The following is a 19801-nucleotide window of genomic DNA, read 5'->3' on the forward strand; positions in this document are numbered from 1 at the left end:
CCGTGGGGTTTACATCTCAAGGCTTACCCCTTATCCCTTCAAACATGATTGATACTCCCGATACTGAACTTTCCGCATCCAAAGTTTTTGGCATTGATTGCGATTGGAAAATCCCTGCCTTTAAAGAGCGTACCGAGCATGTGCCGGATGTGGATGAGACCTATCAATTTGATAGTGCGACGACTCGCGCCATTCTTGCGGGCTTTGTGTATAATCGCCGTGTGTTGATTCAAGGCTATCACGGCACCGGAAAATCGACTCATATTGAGCAAGTGGCCGCGCGCCTGAACTGGCCCACATTGCGGGTGAATATGGATAGCCACATTAGCCGGATCGACCTTGTCGGGCGCGATGCGATTGTGGTGAAAGACGGTCAGCAAATTACCGAATTTCGTGAAGGAATTTTGCCTTGGGCATTGCAACGCCCTGTTGCTTTAGTGTTCGATGAATATGATGCCGCGCGACCGGATGTAATGTTCGTGATTCAGCGTGTGTTAGAGGCGCAAGGCAAGCTTACGTTGTTGGATCAAAATCGTGTGATTACGCCGCATCCCCTGTTCCGTATTTTTGCGACGACGAATACGGTAGGCTTAGGCGATGCGAGTGGTCTTTACCACGGCACCCAAGCGCTTAACCAAGGGCAGATGGATCGCTGGAATATCGTGACGCAGCTTAATTATTTGCCTGAAGCGCAAGAGGTCGAAATTATTCTCGCCAAAGCGCCGAAGCTGAAAAAGAAACTTGCTAAACAAATGGTCGTGCTGGCGAACTTGACTCGTGAGAGCTTCAAAGCCGGTGATATCTCCACCGTGATGTCGCCGCGTACGGTGATACTCTGGGCGGAAAATATCGAAATTTTTGAAAATCGCGAAGATGCGTTCACACTCACCTTTCTCAATAAATGCGACGAAGAAGAAAAACCCGTCATCGCTGAACTCTACCAACGCGTGTTCGATGTGGAATTGGTCTAGGCTGCCCACAAGTATTTGAGCCTATATTTAGAGTCTATCGCATTATTTTTAGGCTGGAAGGGTGTTTTTTGAAAATGATTTTTGGTGCTCACCTTTGCCGGTATAACGAAGATAGGCTTGCTCCGTGTCGTTTACCTCATTAGTTTATCGCCATGAATCCTGATCATGAAACTCTCTCTGCTGCGGCGCGGGCGCTGTCTGGTAAGAAAGACCTGACGTTACGCGCTGGGGCTAACCATGTGGAATCTCCTTTATTGGAGAGCGATGTGTTATTGCTTTTGGGCACAGAGGAAGTGGCGGCGCAGCGCGGCGAGATTGACCGTGCGGCTTTTGCGCGGCGCTGGCATAACCCGAAGCTTGCTTCAGGCTGGCAGCAGGCGGAGATGGCGGAGGCGATGGAAATGGCGCGTCTCGATACGCTGGCGGCCAAGCGCTATCAGGGAATTCGTACGAATGTGGAGGCGTGGGAAGAGAAGCGTTTAACGCATGAACCGCTTTCTGAAGAGCAACGTAGTGCTGAGGCGATGGCGGCTTATGTGCGGGCTGAGTTGGCAGGCTATAAAGTGCCAGATACGTTGGCAATGGAAGTGGCTTCGCTCAAAATGACGCTGGAAGGATTCGACGGAGAATTGCTTTCTGCGCATGTGGAGAGTCAAGAAAGGTTCCATCAACTTTTGCAGCAATGGTTGTCTCAGGGGCATATGTCTCCGGTAGAACAAGAAGAGCCTAGTGATGCAGAAGCCGAAGCATACGGGCAAGAAGAATCAGACGAAGAGCCGCCACAAGAGGGTGACTCCGAACAGGAAGAACAAGCGGCTGATTCATCGCCGAGCGATAGCTCCAGCGAGGATGATAATTTCGCCCAAACCCAAGATTCTGATGAGATGGCTAATCATGAAGAGATGCTGCATGAGGCGGAATCTATGGGCCATAACCATCCCGAAGGTGGGCATACCGTCGCCGAGCCCTATCACATTTTTACCCGTGAATATGATGAGATTGTGCCTGCTAGTAAGCTCGCGCCTTATGAGGAACTTAAACGCCTCAGCCAGCAGCTCGATGAAAAAATGCCGCAAATGGCGCAGGTGACACGGCGCTTGGCGAATAAGCTGCAGCGTTTGTTATTGGCACGAACGGAGCGCTACTGGGAGTTTGAGCTGGAAGAAGGGTTGGTCAATAACGCCCGCCTGCCGCAAGCGATTATCACGCCGGGCTATCCGTATCTCTATAAGCAGGAGCGCCAGAGTCAGGATAAGGAGACGGTGGTCTCGTTGCTGCTCGATAATTCAGGCTCCATGCGCGGGCGACCGATTACGATTACGGCGTTGAGTGCGGAGCTGCTCGCGCGCACGTTGGAGCGTTGTGGCGTGAAGGTGGAGATTCTCGGATTTACGACCAAGGAATGGCGGGGCGGCGATGCGCGTAAAGCATGGATGGAGCGCGGGCGGCCAGAACAGCCAGGGCGTTTAAACGACCTGCGTCATATCATTTATAAATCAGCCGAGCAGGCCCTGTCGCGCACACGCCATAATCTGGCATTGATGCTGAAAGAAGGAATGCTCAAGGAAAATATTGATGGTGAAGCGCTGCTTTGGGCGCATGAACGTTTACTGGCTCGACCTGAGCAGCGGCGCATCTTGATGGTGATATCGGATGGCGCGCCGGTGGATGATTCCACACTCTCGCTCAATAGCGGTGAATATCTCGACCTGCATCTGCGCGAAGTGATTGAAGGAATTGAAAAACGCTCGCCCGTAGAGCTAATGGCCATCGGCATCGGTCATGATGTGAGCCGCTATTACAGCCACGCGATTATGCTAGATGAAGTCGATAAGTTGGGGGAGACGCTGCTTGAAGAAGCGGTGAAGTTATTTGAACGGAAGGGGTGATTTAGCGGATATTTCCACCTTGCTGGTAGCCTGGGATATTGCGCTTGTATGTTGAGCTGATGATATCTTTTTCATTGCCTAGCCCTAGTGTGCCGCTGGTGTGTAAGACTTGATCGAGAATGTCGTCAAAACTAATAGAAGTATCGGGAGTTGCGCCTGATTCGATTCCTAGCTCTTTCCAAGTCAGTGTGAGTGCTTCAAAAGCTTCTTGAGCATGGTTTATCTGAGCTGGAGCGCCCTTAAATGCAAGACCTAATCTTTGAAGCGTGGCGACTTGCCCTATCGCACCGGCCAGTTCGCTTATGAGTTTTGGGTCGCCTGAGATGTTATCTTTAGTGGCGAGTCGTTGCGATTGACTGGATGCGATTATTAGGTTTGTTTTGAGATTCATGAGTGGTTCTAATATATCTGAATCTTGACAATTTGTTTTTAATTTAGCGACGATGGTTGCTAGCTTTCTTAAAATAGTAGCTTGCTTTTGAGCGACCTCTTTGGGGTTGGAATTTTCTCCGAATAATCCCTCTAAATGCATGGCTTCACCTTATCTTCACTGTTGATATTTGAGCAGTGTAACAGACAGATGTTAAGAAACTATGATACTCGTTGGGGGTATCTCTAACTGCTGGCTTGCCCTTGCCTATCTCTTTAGCCTATAACCCACGCATGGACGCTGGGTTTTTAGATAAGTTAAAGAGTATTGTTGATCACTTTGAAGAGCTGGGACAACAAATGGCCAATCCGGATGCGATTGCGGATTATGCGGTCACCTCCAAGGAATACTCGGATCTCGGGCCGATTGTGGAGCTTTATAAGCAATATATGCAAGCCTCTAGCGAGTTGGAAGACTTGTCGGAGATGCTGGCCGATCCTGAAATGAAGGAAATGGCGGAAGAAGAGCATCGCAATTTAACCGAGCTGATGCCGAAGCTTGAAAAAGATATTCAAGTGGCGCTCCTGCCCAAAGATAAAGCGGATGAGAAAAGTGCGATTCTTGAAGTTCGTGCGGGTACCGGTGGCGATGAGGCGGGCTTATTTGCGGCTGAACTTTTCCGTATGTATCAACGTTATTCGGAGAATAAAGGCTGGACGTTCGAGTCGATGGATATCTCGGAAACCGGCGTGGGTGGTTATAAAGAAGCGAGTGCGGCCATTAACGGCAAAGGCGTGTTTGCGAAATTGAAATTTGAATCCGGCGTGCACCGTGTGCAACGTGTGCCGGTGACGGAATCTGGCGGGCGTGTTCATACGTCTGCAGCGACAGTCGCCGTGTTACCGGAAGCCGAAGAAGTCGATATCGATTTGAAGGAATCTGATATTCGTTTCGATGTGTTTCGTGCCTCTGGTCCGGGTGGGCAGTCGGTCAATACGACGGATTCTGCGGTGCGTTTGACACATGTTCCAACCGGTATTGTCGTGAGCCAACAGGATCAAAAGTCGCAACATAAAAACCGCGAAAAAGCGATGCGCGTGTTGCGTGCACGTATCTATGATGCGGAGCGCCAGAAGGTGCATGATGAACGCTCAGCAGCGCGCAAAGGGCAGGTTGGTAGCGGCGATCGCTCGGAACGCATTCGTACTTATAACTTCCCGCAAGGGCGTGTGACGGATCATCGTATCAATAAAACCGGCTATAACCTCGATGCGATTATGCAAGGCGAGGGGCTCGATGAGTATATTGATGAGCTACGTAGCGTCGATGAAGCAGAACGTCTCGCCGATATCGCGGATGATCTCAGCTAAGGCAGTTAAGCGCCTGCTGGATGCCGGATGCGAGTCGCCACAGCGCGAGGCGCAGATGATATTTGAGCATGTGCAGGGTGATGAGGCTCGTTTTGAAGAATTGTTGAAGCGTCGTGAAGCGCGTGAACCTTTGTCGCAAATATTGGGCGAGCGCGGGTTTTGGGAACATGACTTTATCGTCAATGAGCATGTGTTGACCCCGCGCCCTGATAGTGAAGTGCTGATTGAAGAGGCGCTTAAGTGCCTGCCTAATAAAGAGAAACCCTATCGATTTCTGGATTTAGGGACGGGCAGTGGTTGCCTTATTTTGACATTATTGCATGAATTCCCCAATGCTAGCGCGGTGGCGGTGGATAAGTCGCCGGAGGCTTTGGCGGTGGCAAATCGCAATGCCCAGAAGCTCGGTTTTCAGAATCGCGTGGAATTTCAACAGGCAGACTGGGCAGAAAGCTTGACAGAAGGCTTCGATCTTGTCATAAGTAATCCACCTTACATCCCAATGCACAGCTACGAAGGCCTTATGCCTGAAGTGCGGGATCATGAACCCATCATGGCTCTAGTAGGCGGAGAAGATGGGCTCGAATTTTACCGAACAATATCGGCGCAAGCCCCCGCAATTTTACAGCAAGGCGGATGGTTGATATTTGAGGTAGGAATAGGGCAAACAGACCAGGTTGCCGCACTCGCGGAGCAAAACGGGTTTGATTTGCATAAAATTCGTAAAGATTATGGCGGAATTGAACGTGCCGTGATCTTACAGAAGAGATAAGTTTCTAAAGGAAGTTTGATGAATCAACGACGTAATCGCCCATATGGCCGCCGCCCGAACAATAACAGTGGTGGGGGTAGTAATAACCGCAATAATCGCAACCGCAATAATAGCGGCGGTAATAAGCGTTTCAACGCCAAACAGGTTGAAAATAAACGCGATAATTACATAAATTTATATAATGAGCATCGGGTGAATGATCGCGTGAAAGCGGAATTCTACATGCAACATGCAGAGCATTTCCAACGTTTGCTCAATGCGCATGAAGCCGAGCAAGAAGCGCATCGCGCCGCTAATCCTGAACCGGAGCCGCAGGATGAACAAGATCACGGTGATGAGCCGCAAAAAAGCGTTCCTGAGGCTTCCTCAGCTGCAGTGGAAGAAAAGCCAAGGCGCAAACCGCGTCCAAAACCTGCGATGAAGAAAGAAACTTCTGAAGATCAAGACCAAGATCAAGAAGTTCAAGTGGAAGCGCAAGCGGAAGTAAAGCCCGCTCGCAAACCTCGCGTGAAGAAGCCTGTAAAGGCAGAGGAAGAACCCTCTGATGATGCAGCTCCAGCAGATGAACTTCCACTCGGTCTGCCGGGCGCTATTTAAGAGAGAATAACTCAATTGTTATTCGATTGGTTCTCGTTATGTTGATAGTAACAAAGATAACGAGGGTTTGAGAATGACGAGTATGATTTTCGATGAATGGTTGGCTGATTGGGGCTATAATTCAAGTGGATATAGTTTGGCATCACCAACAGGTGGTGTGACTTCAGTAACCACCAGTGATTTAGCGGTGCCGACGACCAGCTTTACGGTGGTTCCATTCTTGGCACCTAACTTAGATTTCCCCTTTACGGTAACCGGCGAAATGCTTGTGGCTGCTAGTGCGGCAGATGCTAGCCTTCGCGGAGGTGCATCGGCTGATTCTGTCACGGGCGGTGACGGTAATGATGAAGTTTATGGTGCAGGCGGTTCCGATAAAGTCGATGGCGGCGGAGGTCGTGACCTTGTGTATGGTGGTTCTGGCGTGATCAGTCCCGATGATACAGCGGATACGATCCTTGGCGGTAATGGCGGCGATGAGATGTACGGCAATGGCGGTGACGACGTGATCGTCGGCGATACTGGCGTAACCGATGGGGCCGGCGATGGTAATGATACGATGGTTGGTGGTCTCGGTAACGACCAGCTTTACGGCAATGGCGGTGCAGACTTTATTTATGGTTTGAATGGCGATGATATCATCGTTGGCGGCGGCGGGGATGATCTGCTGGTCTTTAGTTTTGCCAATGATGATGATCTTGTCGTTGGCTTTGAGGGCGCAGGCATTGCGGGCGGTGATTTGATCGCCATTGATGCAGGTTTGTTTAGCAGTGCGGCGGATGTGGTTGCGAATATTCTTTATGCGAGCGGCGCGGCTTATATCAGTTTTGGTTCTAACGGCAGCGTGACGTTTGCTGATGTTGCAGCCAATAGTATCACGGCAGATGATATCACCATCTTTGATGGACTAAGCCTCGTTTAAGAGAACCTAAAGACGTAAAAAATGTACTGGAGAGAAATCCCCAGCGTTTTTTTATGCCTACATCATGAAGAACCACGCGTAGGCCGTATAGGTGATCCAGACGAGCAGCATGAGCGGTACGCCTGCTTTGATGTAATCGCTGAATTGGTAATGCCCCGGGGCCATCACGAGTAGGTTGGTTTGGTAGCCAATCGGCGATGCGAAAGAGCAGCAGTTACTGGCGAAGATAACCGCGAAAATAAACATATCAGGCGGTACGTTGAGCGATGCGGCGGTGCTGACGGCAATCGGCGTAAAGAGCAGGGCGGTCGCGTTATTGCTGAGGATGTTGGTGAGGATCCCCATTAGCAAGAACATCGCCGACATGACGGCGACGGGCGGGTAGCCCTCCATACTGGTGACGAGCGTATCGGCGAGGAAGGCGGCGCCTCCTGTTTTTTGTAAGGCAACGCTCAACGCAATACCGGCGGCGACAAGGAAAATGATCGCCGAGTCGAGCGCACGTAAGGCTTGGCGGAGATTTAAACACCCTGCGATGATGGCCCCGCCAGCACCGACAAAGGCGGCGATATGGATGGGTAAGATGCTGGTGGCAGCAAGCCCAACCACGCAACCAAAGATGAGGTTGATCCGCCATGCAAGGCGTTTAGATGGCATATCCTGCGTCGTCCATTCCATCAGGATCACATCTTTATTGATGCGCATTTTATTCACTTCTTGCTGGCTTCCCATCACGAGTAGTACATCGCCTGCAGCAAGGCGCATGTCGGTCATACGGGTGGTGATAATGCGTGAACGGCGCTGGATGCCCAACACAATACAGCCTAGATTATGGTGGAAACCAATTTGCTCGATATTACGGCCAATCATGCGCGAAGCGGGAGCGATGAGGAGCTCGGTCATCTGTGTGTCGCCCTCTAAATCTTCCGCCATCATGCTCATTTGATGAATTTTGCGGAAGGCTTCTTTCGGTGAGTCTGAGAGAAGTTTTGACAGTGCATCACGCGTGGTGGTGAGGATCAGAAGGTCCCCAATTTTGAGAGTTAAGTTCTCATCGAATGGCGGCAAGAAAGCATGCTCGCCGCGCTGAATCATCTTGAGGGTCATATCGCGGTCTTCAAATAACCCTGCCTCGCCAATGGTTTTGCCAACGGCGTCAGCATCGCGTGATAGCTCTAGTTGTGCGACGAAAGTACGGTCGCCACCGATCATCACTTCGCTGGCAATATCCGTACGGTTGGGCAGGAGCTTGGGCAGCACAAAAACGATATAAGTTAGGCCAACACCGACGATGCATAGGCCAGGCAAGGTAAAGTCGAAAAAGCCCAGCGGCTCCATACCCATATCGACCATCACACCGGACACGAGCAAGTTGGTGGAGCTACCAATCAAGGTAGTCACACCACCTAAAATAGCGGCGTAAGAAAGCGGAATCATCACCTTACTGGAGGAGATGTTTAGGTGTTTTGCGACGGCCATCATGATGGGAATAAAGATCACGCAGGCAGGGGTGTTGTTGAGGAAGTTACTGACAAATGTCACGGTTAAAAGGATCAGCAAAACGGGTAAAATTTTACCGCCACGCTTAATGCCGATGAACATGTTTGATAGCCACGTAAGCGAGCCCGTGCGGATGACGGCTTGACCGAGAACGAGTAAGCCCATCACTGCGATGAGTGCCGGATTGGCGAAACCCGTGAGTAACTCTGAGGCATCTAACGGGACGCCACTTTCGGTGTTTTGCATCGGCAAGAGTTCAAAGAACAGCATGAGTAGGCCGAGGATAATGATAGAGGAGAGCTCTAAACTGATACGGCTATTGGCGAAAAGCACGACAGCCATCAGCACGATGCCAAATACGGCCCACATATGGAATTGTGGGAATTGCGCGAGAAAACTCGTTAATTCTAATAACATGGATTATTCTTTAGACCATTCCTGCACGACTGTCACGATGGCAGATGTCAGCTGGGTTAATTCTGTTTGAGTAATGACGAGCGGTGGGGTGAGATAGATCACATCGCCAATCGGGCGAATCCATACACCGAGTTCGACGAAGCGCTCGCGTAATGCGTTGCTATCAAGGGGGCGGGAACTATCCAGCTGCACTACGCCGAGTGCGCCTTTGACTCGAACATCAATGACGCCATCTACAGAGCGACAGGGTGCGAGTTCTGTGATTAGTTGGGCTTCAATGGCTTCAATTTGTGTTTGACGCGGCTCGGATTCGAATAGATCGAGCGAGGCGTGAGCGGCGCTGCAAGCGAGCGGGTTTGCCATATAGGTGGGGCCGTGCATGAAGGCCTTATCGTAGGAGTCATCGAGGAAAGCATCAAACACTTCTTCGGTTGCTAGGGTGGCGGCCATGGTCATCATGCCGCCGGTGAGCGATTTTCCAAGGCACATGATGTCAGGCGTAATGCCGGCTTCTTCGCAAGCGAACATATAGCCGGTGCGGCCAAAGCCGACGGCGATTTCATCGGCGATTAGCAGGATATCGTGGCGTTTGCAGATGCGGTGAATCTCGGCCAGCACATCGGGCGAATGGAAGCGCATGCCGCCAGCGCCTTGCACAAGCGGTTCGATGAAACAGCCGGCAATATGCTTGGCATTATCCGCGACGAGGCTTTCAAAATCGGCGAAATCATATTCGTCTTTGGGGATCTGAACAGTGAATTGATGTTGTAACGCGTGGGAAAAGGCTTGGTGGTAAACGCTCAGCGAATCAGAGACAGACATCGCACCTAATGTATCGCCGTGATACCCATTTTTGAAGCAGAGGAACTGCCCTTTTTGCGGTTTGCCCTTATTACGCCAATATTGCAGTGCCATCTTAATCGCGACTTCGACCGAGACAGAGCCAGAATCCGCGAAGAAGACACGTTCTAACCCTTTCGGCGTCATTTTGGCGAGACGCTCTGCGAGTGTGAAGGCTGGCTCGTGGCTGATGCCGCCGAACATAATGTGAGGGAGTGTTTGCAGCTGCTTGGTCATTTGTTCGATCATGTAAGGGTGACGATAACCATGGACCATGCACCACCAGCTAGCGATACCATCGATCAGTGTGCGGCCATCAGCGAGCGTGAGGGTGCTGCCTTCCGCATCGACCACCGGCAAAGGCGGCGCAGAGATTTGCATCTGGTTATAAGGCAACCAGATATGATTAAGGCCATCGTGCTGCCAGTGAGGGTTTCGTTTCATAAAAGCTTAACGTTCTTATGCTATATATAGGAGGAAATCAAAAGATATGGAACGATTGTTGCCCGATAGCTCAAAACAAAAAACAGGACTTAGTATCTCGGATCTGCATTTGGGGCAGGCGGGATCTGTCGGTCATCGGCACTTGCAGCAGCTGACGCGTTTGGTGGAAAAGGATAAGCCGGATCAAATATTTCTAAATGGCGATATTATCGAAGTGCTTGATTTAACCGGTACGAGATCTCAAATTCTAGCGAAGGTAGATCAATCGCTGGAGAAGCTAGACGCGTTTATTGAAACGGCCATTAAGGCAAATCCAAATGTGAAAATCTCTTATATTTTCGGTAATCACGATAATTACCGTGAATTAGAAGCAAAAATAAAGGAACGGATTGAGTGCTCTAAGCCAAATCTAGAATCGCATGAGTCGCATATCAAAAGCAAAAACACGATCCACCTCCATGGAGACTTGCAGGCAGATATGGCGTTCCGTGGCACTTCTGATAAAATTAAAGCGATTTTTCGGGGAAATGTTTCGATTCACATGGGAGCGATGACTCGCGAGGATGTTGGACGATCAAAGGACGAGCCACTATATAAGCTTGGGATTGAAGATTCTCTTTGGAGAAGCGTGACGGATAAACCGGGAAAGGTGCGTAACTTCGCGAAGAAACAATTTTCCAGGATAAAGAATGCTTTGGATGAACCCATCTCTTCAAGGGTTACGCCTTTAGATCAGGTGATGAAGGCGATTCACGATACGATTAAAACCCAGCAGCCTGAGTTGTTAGATGGGGTGAAAAATATTGTGCTGGGGCATTACCATCCGCCGGGAAAACCTATTTTAGAGTATGAAGGTATTAAGTTTATTTTTACGGGACCTTCCACCTTATTCAGCAAAGGGCCAGCCTATTCCTTCTCCATTGATGAGGAGGGAAAGTTTGATGACTTCCAAGCTATTGAGTTAAGTCGACACCTTGGTGCTAGGGGTGGCGGTGGTTCTCTAGCGCGTTAGTGCGAGCATGTGCCAGTGTGGTGACAGCCGCCGATAGGAGAGGTTACATCTTCTTCCTCTTCCCAATCATCCGCATTTTCTGATGTCTCTAGCTGAAGCGGAGAGATGCCGAGGCGTTTGAAGAGTGCCATATCGTCATTCTCGATCGGGTTTGGTGTGGTGAGGAGTTTATCGCCGTAGAAGATAGAATTTGCACCGGCATAAAAGCACATGGCTTGCAGTTCATCGGACATTTCTTCGCGGCCAGCTGAGAGGCGGACGAAAGATTTTGGCATAATGATACGCGCCACGGCAATGCTACGTACAAATTCGATTGGATCGAGTGGCTCGAGGTTCGCCATCGGCGTGCCTTCGACTTGGACGAGCATGTTGATGGGTACTGATTCTGGATGTTCTGGTAAGTTGGCGAGTTCTTGCAATAAGCCGGCGCGGCCATCGCGGCCTTCGCCCATGCCGACAATTCCGCCGGAACAGGTCTTCATGCCGACGTCACGCACGCGTGCTAGCGTTTCTTTGCGGTCATCATAGGTGCGGGTGGTGATGATATCGCCGTAAAGTTCCGGCGCGGTATCGAGATTATGGTTATAGTAATCGAGGCCAGCTTCTTTAAGCGTTTCGGCTTGTTCGTCTTTGAGCATACCGAGCGTCATGCAAGTTTCTAGGCCTTCTGCTTTGACGAGACGGATGGTTTCTTCAATCTTGGGAACATCACGGTCTTTTAGCTCACGCCATGCGGCGCCCATGCAGAAACGACTGGCGCCTGCGGCTTTGGCTTTCTTTGCTTCCGCCAAAATCGCTTGTGGCTGCATTAATTTATCGGCTTCGACTTCTGTATTATAGCGCGCGCTTTGCGGGCAATAGGCGCAATCCTCAGCGCAGCCTCCTGTCTTGATGGATAGCAGTGTGCTTATCTGCACTTCATTAGGGTTGAAATGTTGGCGATGTAGGGTCGCCGATTGGTGCAAAAGCTCCATTAACGGCAAATCCAATAGGGCGACGATTTCCTCGCGCTGCCAATTATGACGAAGTTCTGTGGATTCAGGCTTGTCTGTCATGCTAATTACTTTACACTTATTGTTAATCTTTAAGGTAAGGAGTTTACGATAGCTGTTCATGTTTATAAAGGGGATATTCCCGCTGATGTGCAATTTGATGGTGATATCGCCGTCGATACCGAGGCAATGGGGTTATTAAACTCCCGTGATCGCCTCTGCGTGGTGCAACTTTCTGATGGAAAGGGCGATGAGCATTTAGTAACGTTCGAGCGCGGTCAGTATGACGCTCCGAATCTCAAAGCGCTGCTTAGTGATCCGAATCGGGTGAAGCTTTTCCATTTTGCTCGCTTCGATGTCGCGATTCTTCGTGCTTATTTAAATATTTTGGTTCAGCCAATTTATTGCACCAAAATTGCCTCAAAATTGGCGCGTACCTATACGGATCGCCATGGTTACAAAGAAATTTGCCGCGAGTTATTGAGTGAGGATGTTTCAAAACAACAGCAATCGTCTGACTGGGGTTCGCCAGAACTAACGGAAGCTCAAGCTGAATATGCAGCGACGGATGTGCGCCATTTGCATAATCTGCGTGAGAAGCTCAATACAATGCTTGTGCGTGAAGGTCGTATGGATTTGGCAGTCGCCTCCATGAACTTCCTGCCAGCACGCGCGATGCTTGATTTAAATGGTTGGGCCAATGTCGACATCTTCTCGCATTAAGGAGTTTGAAATGACGGATGATATTACCGTAGCGCGCCATCTTCTGAATGTGGAGATTGAGGGTTTGCAGGCACTGAGTGCTGCTTTGGACGAGAAATTCGTGCAAGCAGTGGATATAATTGCTGGCTTGAAAGGCCGTCTCATTATTAGCGGGATGGGCAAGTCTGGTCATATTGCACGTAAGATTGCGGCGACGATGTCTTCGACGGGTACTCCGGCGCATTTTGTGCATCCGGGTGAGGCGAGTCATGGCGATCTAGGTATGGTGACCGAAGATGATGCGATGTTGTTGCTTTCAAATTCGGGCGAGACTGCGGAATTGCGGGATATGGTGGCTTATGGTGCACGTTTTGGTATTCCAATGATTGCGATGGTGCGTCGTAAAACCTCGATGTTGGTGGAGGCGGCGGATGTACCGCTTGTGCTACCCGATACGCCGGAAGCCTCGCCTACCGGTGCGCCGACGACTTCGACAACGATGATGCTTGCTTTAGGTGATGCGATCTCGATGGCGTTGTTGGAGCGTCAGGGTTTTACAGCCGAAGATTTCCAAAAGTTTCATCCAGGCGGTAAGCTTGGCCAGCGTTTTGTGAAGGTCAAAGACTTGATGCATGATGGTGATGAATTGCCGACGGTTAAAGCTAATATGCCGATGCAGGAGGTGCTCCTTGCGATGACTGCAAAGCGCTTTGGTTGTGTGGCAGTACTCGATGATGCGGGCGTGCTGGCTGGTATCGTAACCGATGGTGATTTGCGTCGCCATATGCATAACGGCTTGTTAAGTAAAGATGCGAAAGATGTGATGACCATAGGTCCCGTAACTATTCGCTCAGGCTCTTTGGCGGCGGAGGCTTTGCAGGTGATGAATGATTGCAAAATTACGAGTCTGTTTGTGTGCGATGAAGCGGGTAAGCCTGAAGGTATTATTCATGTTCATGATTGCTTGCGTGCGGGCATTGCGTGACCAAGTCAGGTCTTTTAAATCAATTAGAACCGCAAGAAGTTGAGCGGCAACTTAGCCGTATCCCGATCTATCTTCGCTTGCTCAGTATGAGTAAGTTAGCGCTGGGAGTGGTGGTGATATTGTTGATTGCTGCCGTGGTTGTCGTGCCATTTATTAAGTCCGAGGATGAGGGGGTGCGTATTGCACTAACCCAAACCCCGATCGAATCGAGTGCTGAAAAACCGGTGATGAAAAATCCACGTTATGAGAGTGTTGATGGCGATAATCAGCCTTTCACGATTCGCGCAAGCGAGGCAATTCAAAAAGATGAATCAGAAGTTCTATTGAAGCAGGTCAAAGCGGATGTGGCGCTTAATAATGGTTTATGGCTTGCGCTTTCGGCGGCCAGTGGTGTGTTGGAAATCACCGCACAAAAAATGTTCCTGAACGAAAAAGTGCATCTTATTGCCAGTAATGGCTATGAGCTGCAGTCTGATAAGGTTTATGTTGATATGAAGCGTAACCTTGTGCGCAGTCATACCGGAGTTTCGGGGCAAGGGCTGATGGGGAATGTCACCGCTGACGAGTTTTTGATTGAGGGAAACTCCCAGCGCGTGCTATTTGAGAAAAACGTCAAACTGAAAATTTTTCCATGAAAAACTTATTATTTATCGCTACTTTATTGATTTCATTGCCTTTATGGGCGCAATCTCTTGTGAAGTTAGATTCGGATCTGCCCATTGAAATTGCCGCAGATACATTGGAAGTGCTGCAAGAAAAGCGCATGGCTATTTTTAGCGGTGCGGTGGAAGCGGTGCAGGGTAATATCACCCTCAAGGCGCAGAGTATGAAGGTCTATTACCGTGAGGCGGGCAAGCAATCTGCTACGGCTAACTTAGGTGCGGTGAGCCGTATCGAAGTGGAGCGTGATGTTTTGCTAACCATGCCGGAGGAATCGGCTAGTGCCCAAAATGGGGTTTATAATGTTGATAAGCAGATGGTTACGCTTGTTGGTGATGTCGTTTTAGCGCGCGGAAAAAACATGCTGCGTGGCGGTCGTTTGGATTATAACCTCAAAACGCAAAAGAGCCTGCTCACTTCCGGGGAAGCAGCAGCGGCGAAAGACGGTGGCAGCAAACCTTCCGGCGGGCGTGTCAAAGGTGTCTTCGTTCCTGGGCAATAATGGCGTGAGAATTGCATAAATTCGGGTAAATGTTGGAAAATGTGATGTTTTCTGCTATTGTCTCCTTATGGATACGATACGAAAAGGGCCTGAGCTGGTTGAAACGAGCGCAGGATTAGAAATTCAGCATCTGGGTAAGAGCTATGCAAAGCGCCCTGTGGTGCGTGATATTTCACTCACGGTTCGTCGGGGTGAAGCGGTCGGCCTTTTAGGCCCTAACGGTGCCGGTAAGACGACTTGTTTCTATATGATTACCGGCCTTATCCGCCCAGATTATGGTAAAATTACGCTGGATGGAACGGATATTACGCCGCTTCCTATGTATTCGCGTGCGCGCATTGGCATCGGCTATTTGCCGCAAGAAGCTTCGATCTTTCGTGGGTTAACGGTCGAACAAAATATCATGGCCGTGCTTGAGGTGACTGAGAAAACACGGGAAAATCGCCAAGTAATTCTCGATGAGTTATTGGCCGAGTTTTCGATTACGCATTTGCGCACGACGCCTGCTATTGCTCTGTCTGGTGGTGAGCGTCGCCGTGTTGAGATCGCACGTGCCTTGGCTTCGAAGCCAAGCTTTATTCTGCTCGATGAGCCATTGGCGGGGATTGACCCGATCGCGGTGTCGGAGATTCGTGAGTTAGTGGCACATCTGAAAGATCGTGGGCTTGGCGTGTTGATTACGGAGCATAATGTGCGCGAAACGCTCGAGATTATTGATCGGGCTTACATCATCCATGAAGGTTCGGTTCTGATGGAGGGCGCGCCCGATGAAATCGTTAATAATACGGATGTTCGCCGCGTCTATCTGGGCGAATCCTTTAGTATCTAATGGCGGGGCCGTCGCAGAGTCTGCAGCAGCGCCAACAGCAAACGCTGGTGATGACCCAGCAGCTCCAACAATCAATCAAACTATTACAGCTCTCTGCGGCTGATCTTGAAAGTTTCGTTCAGGAGGAGATGGAGAAAAATCCACTTCTGCAGGAAACCGAAAATAAATCAGATGATCCGCAGGAAGAAAAACGAGAAGAAGCGACCTCAGAGATTGATTTTGATAAATCAGAGACCATAGCGGATACACCGGTGGCGACCGAGGAGTTTTCTGACCGTGCGGAACGTTCAGCACCCGAATATACGCCCACCTCCGGCACGAGTAGCTATAGCGGCGAGGGTGAAAATTTGATTGAGAAAATGGCGCATGAGAAGCCATCCTTGCGTGATTATCTCGTCGAACATCTGAATTGCTCAACCGATGATATGGTGCAGCGCCTTATCGGGATGCACTTGATCGATATGGTGCAGTCTTCAGGCTATTTGCCAGAGCATTATACGGAGCTTCTTGAGATTCTAAAATGTTCCAAAAAGCAATTGGAAGCGGTGGTTAAGTTGCTGCAAGAAGCGGAACCAGCAGGACTTTGCGCGCGAAGCGTGGCTGAATGTATGGCGCTGCAACTAGAAGATATGGGCGAGCTGACCGAGTCGATGCAGGCTTTAGTCGAGAATCTCGAATTGCTCGGCAAGGCAGATTTTAAGGCATTGCAAAAAGCCTGTGGTGTGCCGCGCGATGAGCTGCAGGAGATGGTGGCTGAGTTGCGCGAGCTTAATCCAAAACCCGGTTTTGCGTTTGATTTTGAGGAAACTGCAGCCGTGCAGCCAGATGTATTTGTGCGACGTCAGGGGGAGGACTGGGAGATTGAGTTGAATCCTGGCGCCTTGCCTAAAGTGCTGGTGAATAATGATTATTATACGCGCCTTTCCGGTTCAACGCGCGATAAGGAAGAAAAAACCTATCTAGGCGAGCAACTGACTCATGCGAACTGGTTGGTCAAATCGCTCGACCAGCGGGCGCATACGATGCTGAAGGCGACACGTGAAATTGTGAAGCAACAATCTCGCTTTTTGCTGCATGGGGTACGCTATCTTAAGCCACTGACGCTCAAGGAAGTGGCAGATGCGATTGAAATGCATGAGAGCACCATCAGCCGTATTACGAGCAATAAATACGTATCTTATGGCGGCGCGCTGTATGAGCTGAAATATTTTTTCACCTCTTCCATTGGCAGCAGCTTTGGCGGCGATGATATTTCCAGCAAAGCTGTGCAGCATATGATTCAGAAACTGGTGGATGGTGAAACCGATGCGAAGTCGGTGCATTCCGATGAGGCGCTGGCGGCCGCACTCGACGATCAAGGCATAAAAGTAGCCCGCCGTACCGTGGCGAAATACCGAGATATTATGAATCTCCCCTCATCCGCACAGCGCAAAAGAACGTTCAAACAGCAATTGTAAAAAAGAAAAACCTCCCCGACTGCTGTCTGGGGAGGTAATTTTTTGGTTATCCACTTTACTGAATCTATTTTTTTGTCCTTTTGGACTCCTAGAGGATTTCTACCTCAGGGGTTTTATCGAGCATTCCGGTGGTGATTCCACAACCTGGAAGTGGGTAGATGCTGAGGTTCCAATTGCCCTTGGTGGGAGAGTATAGGAGAATTCTGTTGGTTTTTGAAGAGCCAACATCTGCATCCAGCACCCCTTCGTAGAAGAATTTTCGGGATTTGAAGTTAGTAAAATGCACTACCATTTCAAAGGTAATGCTAATGTTTGTAGTAGTAAAATTTTCTACTATCACTTCGCTCGCGAAGATAGATGGTTTTAAAGGGGTACTTCCATCGCGGCCTGTGAAATCCAAAGGTTCTGCCGCATATTGCCCCAGCACAGCAATATCTATAGTAATAATGTTATCGCAATGGTTAGTGGAAAATGTTCTGTATGGGTCTGATGCCTCATACTTCTTTTCTGCAGGAGGAGTCTTATCTCCTCGACAGGAAAAAACACTAACTGCAATTGGAATGATAAATAAAAACGATATTCGTTTCATGATTTATTATTTAATTTAAAAAAATAAATTTAAAAAATTCTGAAAATTTCTAGTGGCATTCCTCAGGCGTAAGCGGGAGGAATGGGTCGATACTAACATGTATGAAGACTCAATAATAAAAAGTGGGTAAGCCAAAAAATTGGCATATAGTACCAAAACCTAAGAGAGAGAGCAATTGCTGGCGGGTGAATGTCACGCGATTGTCATATTTGCCTGTTCGAGCTTTGGCGCCTGTCATCCTGAGTGAAGCGACGGATTTTAAGATTTTTCAGTCGTAAAAACTCCTTCAGAATGACAGGGTGAAGACGTGAGGGTGGAAATATTAGGAATTTTATTTATTGTAACGAATTCTTAATTGATAGGAGCTAGGGTGTAATTTATGGATCTAGGAAAATACCGTTTCGCTTCGGGCGACCCGCTTATCTTGCAACATGAAGCTGCCTTTGTGGCATGGCGTATTGATGCGGGTGAAATTGAAATCCGCGTGGACGGTGCAGCGCAGCGTCAGTTGGGCGAAGGCGAGTTGCTGGGCGAAGAGATTGTCCTCAACGGCGGGCCTGCGCCTTACAGCGCGTTTGCTAAAGGCATCGTCAAAGTTTCACCGATTGATAAAACGCAGCTCGAAACGATCTTCAAGCCAGCAGATGCGGCGAATGACACCTCAGAAGAACGTGAACATACCGGTGAGGCATTTGCCGAGGGTTCGGATGTTCAAATGGGCGGCAATGCGGTGAATGCCTTTGCTGCGATGGCCAAAGCGATGGAACGCCAGACGGAGTTATTAGAAATTCAGCACCGTTCGAACCAAAGTGAGCTCGATATTATCGAGAAAGAACGTAATATTCTGACCGGTGATTTTCTCGGGAAAATGGCGGATCTGGGTGCAATTACTCCGCTTATGCATGATGAAGAGATCAACGATATTCTGATTAATGGCCATAAAGAAGTGTTTATTGAGCGCTTTGGTAAGCTGGAAAAAACGGATGTTACCCTCTCCGGTGAAGATGAAGTATTGCGCATCGCGCACCGTATCGCCAAGGGAATTGGCCGTGAAATTAACCCGTTCCGCCCCTTATTGGATGCGCGTTTGGCGGATGGTTCTCGTGTAAATATTATCTGTCCGCCTTTGGCTGTGGATGGCACCTCTATTTCGATTCGTAAATTCTCGAAGAGATTGATCTCGCTCGACGATATGATCGGCCAGAATAATATGTCCTCCGCGCTGGGTGAGTTTCTGAAAATTGTGGGTGCCTGCCGCATGAATGTATTGATTTCGGGCGGTACCGGTTCTGGTAAAACGACGTTGCTTAACGCAATTTCGCGCCATATTTCGCAAGAAGAGCGTCTGGTGACTATTGAGGATGCGGCGGAATTAAAGCTCGATCATGTTGACTTGGTGCGCCTGGAAACACGCCCTGCAGCCTCAAGAGCGCATCAGGAAGCAGAAGTGACGATGCGTGACTTAGTGAAGAATGCACTACGTATGCGTCCTGATCGTATTATTGTAGGTGAGGTTCGTGGCGAGGAAGCATTCGATATGATGCAAGCAATGAATACTGGTCATGAAGGGTCACTTACGACTGTCCACGCTAACCATCCGCGTGATGCACTCTCTCGTGTCGAGAATATGGTTAGTATGGCGGATATGAATATTCCAATTGGCGCGGTGCGTTATCAAATTGCTTCGGCCCTGCAGTTGATTGTGCAAGTGAGTCGTCAACGTGATGGTCTGCGTCGGATCACCCATGTGACAGAGATTATTGGCATGGAGGGCGATACGATTACGATGAATGACCTGTTCGTGTTTAAGTCATCAGGCGAAGATGAAAATGGTAAGATTATCGGGGACTTTAAATGGGCAGGTATTATGCCACGCTGTGTTCGCCGTATTGCTTATTATGGTTTGCTACCACAAATGGAAGCCGCATTAGGGGTGAAAATTCCGATTAGGCAATAGCTTTCTCGTCAACTAAAATATTCACTTTTT

The 19801-nt window shown here is 49.3% G+C and carries 19 protein-coding genes; 14 read left to right on the forward strand and 5 right to left on the reverse strand.

The features are described 5' to 3' along the window. Nucleotides 1-44: 44 nt before the first annotated feature. Nucleotides 45-971: an AAA family ATPase gene (locus P8P30_02885; protein ID MDG1286492.1), complete on the forward strand. Its 927-nt coding sequence runs from the start codon at nucleotides 45-47 to the stop codon at nucleotides 969-971. Nucleotides 972-1123: 152 nt separating this feature from the next. Continuing rightward, nucleotides 1124-2860, forward strand: coding sequence for a hypothetical protein (locus tag P8P30_02890; protein MDG1286493.1), 1737 nt, complete (start codon nucleotides 1124-1126; stop codon nucleotides 2858-2860). A gap of 1 nt (nucleotide 2861) precedes the next feature. On the opposite strand, the gene P8P30_02895 is transcribed toward P8P30_02890, so the two are convergent. Then, the gene (locus P8P30_02895; protein ID MDG1286494.1) at nucleotides 2862-3392 is read right to left on the reverse strand and encodes a hypothetical protein; all 531 of its coding nucleotides are present in this window, start codon (nucleotides 3390-3392) and stop codon (nucleotides 2862-2864) included. 131 nt (nucleotides 3393-3523) lie between these two features. On the opposite strand from P8P30_02895, the gene prfA reads away from it, so the two are divergent. From prfA to P8P30_02915, 4 genes are all read left to right on the forward strand, one after another. Next, nucleotides 3524-4600 carry a peptide chain release factor 1 gene (gene prfA / locus P8P30_02900; GenBank protein ID MDG1286495.1) on the forward strand — a complete coding sequence of 359 codons (1077 nt, stop codon included), beginning with the start codon at nucleotides 3524-3526 and terminating at the stop codon, nucleotides 4598-4600. Next, the gene (gene prmC, locus P8P30_02905) at nucleotides 4557-5369 is read left to right on the forward strand and encodes a peptide chain release factor N(5)-glutamine methyltransferase (GenBank protein MDG1286496.1); all 813 of its coding nucleotides are present in this window, start codon (nucleotides 4557-4559) and stop codon (nucleotides 5367-5369) included. The genes prfA and prmC overlap by 44 nt, the downstream gene beginning before the upstream one ends. An 18-nt stretch (nucleotides 5370-5387) precedes the next feature. Then, nucleotides 5388-5966: a DUF4167 domain-containing protein gene (locus tag P8P30_02910; protein ID MDG1286497.1), complete on the forward strand. Its 579-nt coding sequence runs from the start codon at nucleotides 5388-5390 to the stop codon at nucleotides 5964-5966. A 73-nt stretch (nucleotides 5967-6039) separates the two neighbouring features. Beyond that, entirely contained in the window at nucleotides 6040-6885 is an 846-nt protein-coding gene (locus P8P30_02915) for a calcium-binding protein (protein ID MDG1286498.1), read from the forward strand. Between the two features lie 57 nt (nucleotides 6886-6942). Here the strand turns inward: P8P30_02915 and P8P30_02920 are convergent, their stop codons facing one another. Then, nucleotides 6943-8802: an SLC13 family permease gene (locus P8P30_02920; GenBank protein ID MDG1286499.1), complete on the reverse strand. Its 1860-nt coding sequence runs from the start codon at nucleotides 8800-8802 to the stop codon at nucleotides 6943-6945. A gap of 3 nt (nucleotides 8803-8805) precedes the next feature. Further along, nucleotides 8806-10086 carry an adenosylmethionine--8-amino-7-oxononanoate transaminase gene (locus P8P30_02925; protein ID MDG1286500.1) on the reverse strand — a complete coding sequence of 427 codons (1281 nt, stop codon included), beginning with the start codon at nucleotides 10084-10086 and terminating at the stop codon, nucleotides 8806-8808. A 46-nt stretch (nucleotides 10087-10132) separates the two neighbouring features. Between P8P30_02925 and P8P30_02930 the strand changes: the two genes are divergently transcribed. Continuing rightward, nucleotides 10133-11098, forward strand: a complete 966-nt coding sequence (locus P8P30_02930; protein ID MDG1286501.1) for a metallophosphoesterase — start codon at nucleotides 10133-10135, stop codon at nucleotides 11096-11098. Here the strand turns inward: P8P30_02930 and bioB are convergent. Next, nucleotides 11095-12153 carry a biotin synthase BioB gene (gene bioB, locus P8P30_02935; protein ID MDG1286502.1) on the reverse strand — a complete coding sequence of 353 codons (1059 nt, stop codon included), beginning with the start codon at nucleotides 12151-12153 and terminating at the stop codon, nucleotides 11095-11097. The genes P8P30_02930 and bioB overlap by 4 nt on opposite strands. 48 nt (nucleotides 12154-12201) lie before the next feature. On the opposite strand from bioB, the gene P8P30_02940 reads away from it, so the two are divergent. The 6 genes from P8P30_02940 (at nucleotide 12202) to rpoN (ending at nucleotide 17225) form a co-directional block, all read left to right on the forward strand. Beyond that, nucleotides 12202-12813, forward strand: coding sequence for a ribonuclease D (locus tag P8P30_02940; GenBank protein ID MDG1286503.1), 612 nt, complete (start codon nucleotides 12202-12204; stop codon nucleotides 12811-12813). Beyond that, entirely contained in the window at nucleotides 12791-13777 is a 987-nt protein-coding gene (locus P8P30_02945) for a KpsF/GutQ family sugar-phosphate isomerase (protein MDG1286504.1), read from the forward strand. Before P8P30_02940 ends, P8P30_02945 begins: the two co-directional genes overlap by 23 nt. Continuing rightward, nucleotides 13774-14412 (forward strand): LPS export ABC transporter periplasmic protein LptC, encoded by a 639-nt coding sequence (gene lptC / locus P8P30_02950; protein MDG1286505.1) that lies wholly within the window; start codon nucleotides 13774-13776, stop codon nucleotides 14410-14412. The genes P8P30_02945 and lptC overlap by 4 nt, the downstream gene beginning before the upstream one ends. Continuing rightward, nucleotides 14409-14939 (forward strand): lipopolysaccharide transport periplasmic protein LptA, encoded by a 531-nt coding sequence (lptA, locus tag P8P30_02955; GenBank protein MDG1286506.1) that lies wholly within the window; start codon nucleotides 14409-14411, stop codon nucleotides 14937-14939. Before lptC ends, lptA begins: the two co-directional genes overlap by 4 nt. A gap of 67 nt (nucleotides 14940-15006) precedes the next feature. Then, complete coding sequence (gene lptB / locus P8P30_02960) at nucleotides 15007-15768, forward strand: LPS export ABC transporter ATP-binding protein (GenBank protein ID MDG1286507.1); 762 nt, start codon at nucleotides 15007-15009, stop codon at nucleotides 15766-15768. After that, on the forward strand, nucleotides 15768-17225 hold the full coding sequence (gene rpoN, locus P8P30_02965) for an RNA polymerase factor sigma-54 (protein MDG1286508.1): 1458 nt from the start codon (nucleotides 15768-15770) through the stop codon (nucleotides 17223-17225). Before lptB ends, rpoN begins: the two co-directional genes overlap by 1 nt. A gap of 88 nt (nucleotides 17226-17313) precedes the next feature. Here rpoN and P8P30_02970 read toward each other — a convergent pair whose 3' ends face one another. After that, complete coding sequence (locus tag P8P30_02970; GenBank protein ID MDG1286509.1) at nucleotides 17314-17814, reverse strand: hypothetical protein; 501 nt, start codon at nucleotides 17812-17814, stop codon at nucleotides 17314-17316. 379 nt (nucleotides 17815-18193) lie between these two features. Here P8P30_02970 and P8P30_02975 point away from each other — a divergent pair, with 379 nt between their 5' ends. Next, complete coding sequence (locus P8P30_02975; protein ID MDG1286510.1) at nucleotides 18194-19771, forward strand: CpaF family protein; 1578 nt, start codon at nucleotides 18194-18196, stop codon at nucleotides 19769-19771. Nucleotides 19772-19801: the final 30 nt, after the last annotated feature.

Source organism: Rickettsiales bacterium (assembly GCA_029252805.1).
Classification (GTDB): Bacteria; Pseudomonadota; Alphaproteobacteria; order Rickettsiales; family JALZUV01; genus JALZUV01.